The 9,892-nt window shown below is 59.7% G+C and carries 11 protein-coding genes; all 11 read right to left on the bottom strand.

Annotation, left to right across the window (positions count from 1 at the left end):
* On the bottom strand, positions 1 to 822 hold an 822-nt coding region (rnfB, locus tag HMPREF0178_RS04185; RefSeq protein WP_009379327.1), incomplete at its 3' end, for an RnfABCDGE type electron transport complex subunit B.
* 15 nt (positions 823 to 837) lie between these two features.
* A complete protein-coding gene (locus tag HMPREF0178_RS04180; protein WP_009379326.1) occupies positions 838 to 1,413 on the bottom strand; it encodes an electron transport complex protein RnfA in 576 nt (191 codons plus the stop codon).
* Complete coding sequence (gene rsxE / locus HMPREF0178_RS04175) at positions 1,410 to 2,084, bottom strand: electron transport complex subunit RsxE (protein WP_009379325.1); 675 nt, start codon at positions 2,082 to 2,084, stop codon at positions 1,410 to 1,412. The genes HMPREF0178_RS04180 and rsxE overlap by 4 nt, the downstream gene beginning before the upstream one ends.
* A gap of 10 nt (positions 2,085 to 2,094) precedes the next feature.
* A complete protein-coding gene (gene rnfG / locus HMPREF0178_RS04170; RefSeq protein WP_009379324.1) occupies positions 2,095 to 2,667 on the bottom strand; it encodes an RnfABCDGE type electron transport complex subunit G in 573 nt (190 codons plus the stop codon).
* Positions 2,668 to 2,670: 3 nt separating this feature from the next.
* Positions 2,671 to 3,627, bottom strand: coding sequence for an RnfABCDGE type electron transport complex subunit D (locus tag HMPREF0178_RS04165; RefSeq protein WP_009379323.1), 957 nt, complete (start codon positions 3,625 to 3,627; stop codon positions 2,671 to 2,673).
* Positions 3,628 to 4,088: 461 nt separating this feature from the next.
* Positions 4,089 to 5,306, bottom strand: a complete 1,218-nt coding sequence (locus HMPREF0178_RS04160) for an electron transporter RnfC (protein WP_009379322.1) — start codon at positions 5,304 to 5,306, stop codon at positions 4,089 to 4,091.
* Positions 5,307 to 5,316: 10 nt separating this feature from the next.
* Positions 5,317 to 6,096: a cytochrome c3 family protein gene (locus HMPREF0178_RS04155; RefSeq protein ID WP_009379321.1), complete on the bottom strand. Its 780-nt coding sequence runs from the start codon at positions 6,094 to 6,096 to the stop codon at positions 5,317 to 5,319.
* A 193-nt stretch (positions 6,097 to 6,289) separates the two neighbouring features.
* A complete protein-coding gene (locus HMPREF0178_RS04150) occupies positions 6,290 to 6,670 on the bottom strand; it encodes an iron hydrogenase small subunit (protein WP_009379320.1) in 381 nt (126 codons plus the stop codon).
* Positions 6,671 to 6,682: 12 nt separating this feature from the next.
* Positions 6,683 to 7,936 (bottom strand): [FeFe] hydrogenase, group A, encoded by a 1,254-nt coding sequence (locus HMPREF0178_RS04145; RefSeq protein ID WP_009379319.1) that lies wholly within the window; start codon positions 7,934 to 7,936, stop codon positions 6,683 to 6,685.
* Positions 7,937 to 8,080: 144 nt separating this feature from the next.
* Positions 8,081 to 9,499, bottom strand: coding sequence for a [FeFe] hydrogenase H-cluster radical SAM maturase HydG (hydG, locus tag HMPREF0178_RS04140; RefSeq protein ID WP_009379318.1), 1,419 nt, complete (start codon positions 9,497 to 9,499; stop codon positions 8,081 to 8,083).
* 142 nt (positions 9,500 to 9,641) lie between these two features.
* Positions 9,642 to 9,892 (bottom strand): hypothetical protein (locus HMPREF0178_RS22395; RefSeq protein ID WP_232281188.1); only part of this gene is annotated, 251 nt, incomplete at its 5' end.

Below are 9,892 nucleotides of genomic sequence, written 5' to 3'. Positions count from 1 at the left end.
GGACTTCAGAGGCACGCTCGGACAGAGCACCCGCAGGGCCTTGCGCGCGCACGCGGCGGCGCAGGCTTCCCCGCATTCCGGGCCGTAGGTCAGACAGATCTTATGATTGATGTGGATGCGGTCGTTCTCCAGCGTGACCGCACCGGCGGGACAGCTCTTGACGCAACGCCCGCACTTGATGCAGCCGACCTTGCAGACTTCCGTCACGGCCTTGAGCCTGTCTTTGGTGGAACAGAAGACCATCACCCGGGCGCGAGCCGGAACGAGTTCCAGCACGTTGCGGGGGCAGGTTTCCGCGCACTTGCCGCAGCCCGTACACTTGGAGGCGTTCACCCGCGCAAGGCCCCCCCGCACTTCGATGGCGTCGAAAGGGCACACCTGCACGCAGTCCCCGAAGCCGAGGCACGAATAGGAGCACGAATCCGAACCGCCCACCAGACCGGCGGCCGCCGCACACGAAGGCATACCCTGATAATCGTAGCGCAGGGCCACGTTGCCCGCCACCTTGTCACAGCGGCGGAACGACACCAGCGGATCCGAGGCCGCCACCGTCTTGCCGGTCAGTTCGCCCACCGCGATGCTTGTTTCCGCACCTCCGGCGCAGCAGCGGTTCGCGGGCACGGCGGGGTCCGTCGCCACGGCGGTCGCATAGCCTTCGCAGCCCGCGTAGCCGCAGCCGCCGCAATTCGCGCCGGGCAGGGCCTCCAGCACGGCCTGCACGCGCGGGTCTTCCTCAACATGGAAGACGCGGGACGCCACGGCGAGCACCGTCGCCGTCACCAGCCCGAGCCCGAGGAGCACCAGTACCGATATCATAACCATAACGGCTTTCCTTTTCTATGAGGTCATACCCTTGAAGGCCATGAAGGCCAGCGACATCAGCCCCGCCATGATCAGCGCGATGGGGGTTCCCATGAGTGCCTTGGGCACACGGCAGGTGTCCAGCCGTTCGCGGATGCCCGCCATGAGGATGAGCGCGAGCATGAAGCCGAGGCTCGACGCCACCGCGTAGAGCAGCGAGGTGGTCAGGTCGTACTCCTCGCGCTGCACGAGGATGGTCACGCCCATCACCGCACAGTTGGTGGTGATGAGCGGCAGGAAAATGCCGAGCGCGGAATACAGCGGCGGGAGAACCTTCTTGAGGAACATTTCCACAAACTGCACCAGGCCCGCGATCACGAGGATGAACACGATGGTCTGCAAGTAGCCGAGCTCGAAGGGAACCAGCACATACCGCTGCATGAGCCACGTGCACAGCGTCGCCATAAAGATGACGAAGATCACCGCGCTGCCTATGCCGACGGCGACCCCCTTGTCGCGGGAGCAGCCGAGGTACGGGCAGTTGCCGAGGTACTGGGCCAGCACGATGTTGTTGACAAAAATGGCGGAGATGAAGAGTTCGAAGACACTCATGATTTGCCTCCCGAGCAGCCACCACAGGACGCGTAGCAGCTGGAGATATTTTCGGGTTCTTCCCGGCCCTTGCGCTTGGCCTGCCAGCGGTTGATCAGATTCATGGCAGCAAGGATCAACCCGAGGCAAAGAAACGCGCCCGGAGCCTCGACCATAACAGAGAAGGGCCTGAACCCCTCCCACATCACCGGCGTCCCGAACAGCGTTCCAGCCCCGAACACTTCGCGGATGGAACCGAGGAAAGTCAGGGACATGGTGAAGCCCAGCCCCATGCCCAGCCCGTCCGCGATGGCGAACGGGACCGTGTTTTTGGCGGCGAAGGCTTCGGCCCGGCCCAGGATGATGCAGTTCACCACGATGAGCGGCACGAAAATGCCGAGCTGCTGGTACAGCGGGTAGGCGTAGGCCTGCATGAGCAGTTCCACGGCAACCACGAGCGACGCGGAAATGGCGATGAAGCAGACGATGCGGACTTTTTTGGGAATGATGCCGCGCACCAGCGAGATGAGCATGTTGGAGAGCACGAGCACGAAGATGACCGCCAGCCCCATGCCAAGGCCATTGTCGGCGGTTTTGGTTACGGCGAGGGTCGGGCACAGCCCGAGCACCAGCCGGAACGGGGGAAGCTCGGTCCACAGGCCCTTGGTGAATTCCTTGACGAGTTGCTGCATAGCTTTCCCCTTACTGCCAGGCCTTGACGATTTCCGGCTTGAGCGCCGCATAGACCTTCGCGGCGTTGCCGAGCGCGGTCACCACGCCGGTGGAAGAAATGGTCGCGCCGGAAACGGCGTCGATGTCCCCGCCCTGCGACTTGAGCCGCGCGCCGGCGGGTTTGCCGGTAAACTGTCCGGTGAAGGCCGGGTCCGCCACACGCGTGCCGAGTCCGGGGGTTTCCTTCATGGTGGTGATCCCGATTCCGGTGAGGGTGTCGCGGTTCACGTCGTAGCCGACCATGACGCCCACGTCGCCACCGAAGCCCTTCCCGAAGTGCTCCAGCGCGACGGCGACGAGCCTGCCGTCCTTCTTGCCGGGAAACACGGTCACTTTCGCGCCGTCGAGCGTGAACGTCTTGCGTTCCGCGATGGGCGAGTTGTCGATGTCGGCAAAAACCTTCAGGATCGCAGGCCCCTGCACATAGGTGAGCACCTGCTCCTCAATACGCGGGGCCGTGGAGATCTTGAGGTAGGAGAGCGCGAACCCGGACAGGCCGCAAATCGAGGCGAGCACCACAATCATTCTGATGATGGCAAGCATGACCTACCTCGCTCCGAACGGTTTGGGGTGGATGGAATCGAGCAGCGGGGCCAGCAGGTTGATCAGCAGGATGGCGAAGGGCACGCCGTCCGGATAGATTCCGTAGACGCGGATGATGATCACCATCGCCCCGCCGATGAGTCCGTAGAGCATCATGGGGATTTGCCGTCCCGGCGAGCTGGCCCACTCCGTGGCGAGGAAAAAACCGCCGAGGAAGGTGGAGCCGGTGCACAGGTGGAAGAAGGGTGTGGCGAACCGCTCGGCATCGATCACGTTGTACAGCGCGGCGGTGAGGAAAACGCCCACAAAGAAACTGAGGGCGATTTCCCAGCGGATGGTGCCGCGTGCGGCGAGATATGATCCGCCGATGAACAGTGCGCCCGCCTGCGACGCGCCCAGCCCGCCGATCTGGTTGCCGAGGAGAAGGTCGGTCAGGTCGATGTGGCTGACCGCTCCGGCTCCGAAATATTTGAGCCGCACCAGCGGATCGATGAAGCTGGTGTCGAGCTGCATGGCGTTCGGGTCCATGAGCGCGGGCCATGAGACGTACAACATGGCCCAGCCGACGAGCGCGGTGTTGACAGCGTTGGCTCCCAACCCGCCGAAGGCCATCTTGCCGAGGCCAATCGCCAGCGCTGCCCCGAGCATAACCAGCCACCACGGGGCGTTGGCGGGCAACAGGAACGCGAACAGCAGGCAGGAAACCGCTCCGGAAAAATCGTCCACACTGATATCCTGGCCCATGATCTTCTGACAGAGCGCCTCGGTAGCGATCCCGGTCACCATCGCCAGTGCCATAACCCGCGCCGCCGGGATGCCCCAGTGCCACACCGCCATGAACGACGCCGGAGCCAGTGCCAGCAGCATTGCGTAGCTCGCTTTCTTCACCGTCCGCCCGCAGTGCCAGAACGGCGGCGCGCTCACCGCCAGCAGTACCGGCTGTTGATTCGTTTGCGACATCGGCCATATCCTCCTGAAAGCTTCCCTCTCGCATCCCCAGGCTCCACCCCTCTCCTTTCAAAGACGGTTGTAAGGGGGGGACGGGGGCGGTTTGGAAGTCCGTTCCTGTTTGGAGCGCATCGGGCCGCGAATGGTTTTCTTTACGCTTTATCAGTACGTAGTAGATAGTTACGTAAACCCGTTCGCCTTGGACACGCTCCCTGTTCGTCTTTCTCAGCGGTGCGGAGACATTCCCCGTTCCCGTTCGTTTCCTGTGCCGTACGGAGAAAAGGCTCCGTTCCGGTCTGCTTTTCCATGCGGGCCGGAATAGGTTTGTTTTCCGGACGCTCGCCCCAGCGGAGGGCTTCCTCCCTCAAGTGGCATCATAAAAATGCCGTAACATCAGTTCATTGCTAAAAAAATATCTGTTTTCAAGAAACCTAAAAGGCAGAGCCCGCCCTTCTGGGATTTTCCTCCCAGAGCTACTTCGTCTTCAGTTCGACCAGTCTCTTGTCCCGCTCCATCTCCGCAAGCTTGCGCTTGGCGAGGCGGATGTACTGGAGGACGGGGCGCCGGGCGATGCAGACATACCCGCAGAGGCCGCACTCCAGACAGGATTCGATGTGCTCAGCACGACAACGTTCGTGCAGAGCGAACTCCGCGTATCGGCTGAGGTTGCTCGGCTTGAGCCGCGCCGGACAGACCAGCACGCACGCCCCGCAGCTTACGCAGGGGCTGTGCCCTTCCATCGGTGGGATGGTTCCGGCCTCGACTACGAAAATGCCGTAGGTCCCTTTGGTAACGCTGCGGTCGAGCCGGTCGAGGCTCTCGCCGCGCAACGGGCCGCCGCGCACCACCGTGTCGCCGTCCTTGAGCCGGATGTTGGCGAATTGCAGCAGCTCCCCGATGGTGGAGCCGTCGCGCACGATGTAGTTGCCCGAGTGTTCGTAACTGCCGATGGTGACGACCGTTTCGATGAGCGGACGTCCGAGGCGGCCCACGCGCCCGAGGCTCCAGATGTTGTGCAAGCCCACGATGCCAACGCCCTCGGGGTTCTCCTCGCCTGTCACGGCCTTGATCACCAGCTGGTCTACGCTGTTGGGATATTCCGGCTCGACATAGGCCAGCGGGATGCCCTCATAGGCCACCTTGGAGCCTTTGGGCACGGCGAGGATCACGTTGTCCGCGCGGGCCATGCGGCGGTGCAGCTCCATGCCCGTCCGCAGGTTCTCCACGTGCGACACAAGCATCGGTTCCGCCCACGTTACGCCCGGATCGGGGTTCAGGGCGTTGATGATCAACGTCTTGCACCGCCGTCCAAGAGAGCGGGTATTCACGCCCATTTTTTTCACAGCGAGGGCCAGCTCATCGCCTTCCAGCCCCTGCCCGAGCAGGTCCACGGGCTCCACTTCTGGGGCGTCCTTGGAAGGGGCGGTGGCGGTCAGAAACACGCTGCGTTCCGTGATTTCGCTGATTTCGCCGTGGATGGAAGCGAAGAGGTCGCCCTTGTCCGGTGCAGGATGCTCCCCGAGGAGCATACCCGGATAGACGGGGGTTTTCCTTTTCAGACCGGAAACCAGCGTGAAACCTTCCCGGTTGAGCCTGACCAGCTTGGGCGACGGCCCGTAGCTGAAACGCTGCGTCACCCCGTAGACGAGATGGAAACGGGGATCGTTGAGGATCTGGAAACGTTGCTTCATGACAGTCCGCCTATTTCGTGTGGCACTGGTTGCACTGGTCCTTGCGGAACGGCCCCTTGCCGTGCTTTTCGTGGCATTTCATGCAGTTGCCGTGGAAGGCCTCCATGCGGTCGGGGATGAGCTCCGAGGCCTTGACGTTTCCGTGGCAGACCGTGCAGTCGGCATCGCCGGGGTTCACGTCCACGGGCTGCCCGGAGGCGAACAGCTTGCGGTTGTCCGTAAAGGGATGGCAGCTTGTGCAGCCCTTCATGCCCGCGTCGAACCATTCCTGATGGCAGTCCGCGCACTTGGCATGTGCCGCGGTCTTCATATCGGGGATGTCCCCCATCGGCTTGTCGAGGTGGCAGGCCGTACAGCGGGCGGGTTCCGGCTCGATGTCGGCGTTGGCATGATGGCAGTCCGTACAGGAAAGGCCGTACTCCTCGGCATGTGCCGCGTGGTCCCACTTCGCGGGCGCGCTGCCCATGTGGTGGCAGGTCGCGCAGGTCGTCTCGTCGTCCGCAAAGGCAGCGACGTGATCCTCCCGGAAGGAGCCGTCGAAGTCGACGCCGTGGCACGCGCCGCAGGGCTGGACATTTTCGCGCGCCTCCGCCGATTCGTGATGGCAGGTTTCACAGGCTACCTTGTAGTCTTCAGCGTGCCTCCGGTGGTCGAACACGACCCGTCCCCCGGCGTTTTCGAGCAGGAGGCGGACAGGCGTTTTCCCAACCGTGTCATGAGTATAGCCTACGACCGCCACCAAGGCCATCAAACAGCAAAAAACGGTGACAAAGACATGACGTCTTGGCATGACAAACATTCCTTACCTTAAAATACGAGGGAGCGATAAGGCCGCGGAGTACCGGGGCAGGGTCCCCGGAAAAGGGGACGACTGACGGTGTTGACACCGTTTTCATGTTAGGCGGCATAGCCGAGGCGGGCATTGGATATCTATGCCCGCCCCCTGCGGTTACGCACCGCCGTTCCGGCGCAATGTCCCGAGCCTATTCATCGTATGGATAGCCGGATGCGACGAACTCCTTAACGTGACGTGAATTGGGGTATACTCCTTTCGCGGTCAGTTCCTTGAGCGCGCCGGATTTGTCAAACCATTTGGTATGCAACAGTTCTTCCGATTTGTGGCCGAGAGGCTTGCCGAGGTAGGATTCGTACAGTGTCCGTACTTGCGCGTTGTCTTGGGAAGCTCTTTTGGAGAATTGTTTGTCGGCACCGTAGACGCCATTGATACGATCTCCCATGTACTCCTTGAATGCTTTTACCGCAGCCGCGGCCTTGCCGGTCATACGGATACCGAGAAGGATTCCCCCTGAAAGCATACAGGCTCCCTTCAGAAAACCGCGCCGGGTCACAGTGGCGAATGACATGGCCTTTCTCCTTTAAACGTTGGCAGATTGGGCGAGACGTTTCCTGAATCCAGCGAAGAAACCGAGGGCCTTGCGTTCAAGCGAGGCGAACAGGGACGGCATAAGCGGCTGCCCTCCGCCGCAGACGCATCCCCCGGGGCAAGCCATGAATTCGATGAAATGGTACGGCGAGTTCCCCGCCTTCACCTGCTCGCAGATTTCGGCGAACCGTTTGGCTCCATGCACGACGGCAAGGCGGAGTTCCGTGCCGTTCAGGGTCACGGTATATTCCTTGAGGCCGCTCAGCCCACGGACCTGTTTGAAATCCCATGAATCCGGGCGGATTCCGGTAACGGCCTGATACGCGAAGCGCAGTGCCGCCTCCATGACGCCGCCGGTCACGCCGAAGATGGTGGCTCCGCCTGTGGATTCTCCCATCAGGCTGTCGCGTTCTCCGTCCGGGAGGCTGGCGAAATCAATGCCTGCCTTACGGATCAGGTAGGCCAGTTCACGGGTCGTCAGAGTGGCGTCGATGTCTTGCTGTCCGCTGGAATTGAGTTCCGGACGCAATCCTTCGTATTTTTTTGCGATACATGGCATGATGGACACAGTATAGATGTCCTTGGGAGCGTATTGCATCCGCTGCGCGCCGTAGGTCTTCGCCAGCGCACCATTCATGCCGATAGGAGACTTGCAGGACGAAAAATGCGGCAGCAGTTCCGGGTAGAACGTTTCGGCGTATTTCTGCCAGCCGGGGCAGCAAGATGTGAACTGGGGAAGATCTTTTTGGCCGCCCAAGCGTTCCACAAACTCAGACGCCTCTTCCCATATGGTGACGTCCGCCGCGAATTCCGTGTCCCAGCAGTGAGAGAAGCCCAATGCCTTGAGGGCGGACAGCATCTTCCCAGTAGTCACAGTTCCGACAGGCAGGCCAAAGGCTTCGCCGAGCGCATAGCGCACGGACGGAGCCGGCATGGCCACGCATTTCACGTGGCTGTCCTTGAGTTTCTCTTCCAGTTTGGGGACCCATGATCGAACCTCGTATATCGCCATCGAAGGACAATGGGTCAGGCACTGCCCGCAATTGATACAGAGCTCTCGGTATTTGATGGTATGCGGCTCGAACGTTTCCCCGTAGATGGCTCCAGTAGGGCAGTATTGTTGGCACGTATCGCACCCGATGCACTTTTCCTGATCGATCTCAACAAAGGTCAGGCTGTCAGGTTGTACCCCTGTTTCGGGCACATTGAGTTCGTATTCGACATGTTCCATAACGACACGTGTCATTCTATCCTCCTGTCGCTCATAAGGTTACAAAAAACTGCTCCACCCCCGGCGCGTCATGATGACATCCTCCCTGTGCCGCATGGAGTTTGGGGAATGGAGTGTTGGCTTTCCATGAGCATGGTTGCCTCCCCGCAGAACTGGCGGCTAAAACCTGAAATCTCGCTGCCCGGTCGCGATTTTCTCCAGACGTTCGGTCGCGATGTGCCTGATCCTCTCGTTCGGAATGTTGCCCAGTTCTCTCCGGATCAGCGCCGAACCGGTACGTCGCGCCTGTTCGGAGGCGTAGTCCTCCAGATACTCCTTCAAAGTCATCAGCGCGTTGGGATGACAGCAGTCGGCAATTCTGCCGCTTTTGCACAGCGCCATGAATCGGTCTCCCGTCCTGCCCTCCCGGTAACAGGCCGTACAGAAGCTGGGAATGAAGCCGAGCTCCATCAGCCAACAGACGACCTCGTCCAGTGTCCTGTTGTCACTGACGTCGAACTGGGCCGAGTTTTCCTCTTCGGGGGCCGGAGAACCGTACCCGCCGACGCTGGTTTTCGACGCGCCGCTGATCTGGGATACGCCGAGCCGGATGACCTTTTCCCGGGTGGCCTTGCTTTCGCGGGTTGAAATGATCATGCCCGTATAGGGGACGGCAAGCCGCAGGCAGGCGCAGATCTTGGCAAAGGTTTCGTCGTCGATGCCGTTGCCGAACTCGGCTGGATCGATGTCGTCAGCCCGCTTCACCCGGGGGACGCTTATGGTGTGTGGGCCGACGCCGTGCACGGCTTCAAGGTGCTCCGCGTGCATCAGCAGCGCGGCGAACTCGTAGCGATACCTTTCGAGGCCGAACAGGACACCGATGCCCACATCGTCGATTCCACCCTGCATGGCTCTGTCCATCGCTTCGGTATGATAGGCATAATCGTGCTTCGGCCCCGCCGGGTGGAGCTTCTCATAACTCTGCCTGTGATACGTTTCTTGGAACAGAATGTAGGTCCCGATTCCGGCGGCTTTGAGTTTTCTATAGTTCTCGACGGTGGTTGCGGCTATATTGACGTTGACCCTGCGGATCGCCCCGTTCCTGTGTTTGGCGCTATATATGGTTCTGATGCTTTCCAGAATGTATTCAATGGGATTATTGAGGGGATCCTCGCCGGATTCTATGGCAAGTCGTTTATGCCCCATGTCCTGAAGAGCCGTCACTTCTCGGACGATGTCTTCCTGCGTTAGTTTTTTCCGCGCAATATGCTTGTTTTTCGCGTGATATGGACAGTAGGAGCAGCTGTTTATGCAGTAATTCGACAGATACAGTGGTGCGAACATCACGATGCGGTTGCCGTAGATATCCTGCTTGATCCGCTCAGCCAGCGCATAGATTTTCTGAACTTTTTCCGGCACATCGCAGGCAAGAAGAACGGATGCTTCGCGATGAGAGAGCCCCTTCTTTCGTTCCGCCTTTTCGATGATGGAATCGACCAGCCCGAGGTTGTTCCTGTTCTCTGACGCGTATGCTATCGAGGCGAGGGCTTCGTCGTGGCATATGAACTCTTCGGCATTCAATGACGACGGATTATACATGGCTTATGTCCTTGTCATGGTGTTTGATGAAACGGTATTCCCATAATGCCTGTTTGATGCCGGACCTTGCCTGTTCCACAACTATATGAATATAATGAATATAAAACACTATTAAAAACTCTACGCCTTCGTGTTACTTTTGTCAATATAATGTTACGGAAAAAGCGATTACGTTCTCCAATTCACAATAGCTGACTCGTGGAGCAAGTATCCCAATGGAATCACTGGATGTCGGCCAACCTTTTTTTAATTTCCAAATAAAATTGAAGAAAAGGAAAGAACCAAAAGACGGTTGAAAGAGCAAAGCGATGGAACAGGCTGGCATACCGATGGGGCCGAGACAGCCCCGGATCACATCTACGTCCCCTGTCTCATCTGCACCAAGCCATAAAT

Origin of the sequence: Bilophila sp. 4_1_30, from assembly GCF_000224655.1 — a bacterium.
GTDB lineage: Bacteria > Desulfobacterota > Desulfovibrionia > Desulfovibrionales > Desulfovibrionaceae > Bilophila > Bilophila wadsworthia.
The sequence above is the reverse complement of the archived record's forward strand: the minus strand, read 5'-3'. Positions and strand labels throughout refer to the sequence as shown.

Coding starts and splice junctions, on each gene's coding strand:
- hydG (WP_009379318.1), bottom strand. CDS start 9,499: ATGTATAATCCGTCGTCATTGAATGCCGAAGAGTTCATATGCCACGAC.
- rsxE (WP_009379325.1), bottom strand. CDS start 2,084: ATGCAGCAACTCGTCAAGGAATTCACCAAGGGCCTGTGGACCGAGCTT.
- HMPREF0178_RS04180 (WP_009379326.1), bottom strand. CDS start 1,413: ATGAGTGTCTTCGAACTCTTCATCTCCGCCATTTTTGTCAACAACATC.
- HMPREF0178_RS04165 (WP_009379323.1), bottom strand. CDS start 3,627: ATGTCGCAAACGAATCAACAGCCGGTACTGCTGGCGGTGAGCGCGCCG.
- HMPREF0178_RS04145 (WP_009379319.1), bottom strand. CDS start 7,936: ATGACACGTGTCGTTATGGAACATGTCGAATACGAACTCAATGTGCCC.
- HMPREF0178_RS04160 (WP_009379322.1), bottom strand. CDS start 5,306: ATGAAGCAACGTTTCCAGATCCTCAACGATCCCCGTTTCCATCTCGTC.
- HMPREF0178_RS04150 (WP_009379320.1), bottom strand. CDS start 6,670: ATGTCATTCGCCACTGTGACCCGGCGCGGTTTTCTGAAGGGAGCCTGT.
- rnfG (WP_009379324.1), bottom strand. CDS start 2,667: ATGCTTGCCATCATCAGAATGATTGTGGTGCTCGCCTCGATTTGCGGC.
- HMPREF0178_RS04155 (WP_009379321.1), bottom strand. CDS start 6,096: ATGCCAAGACGTCATGTCTTTGTCACCGTTTTTTGCTGTTTGATGGCC.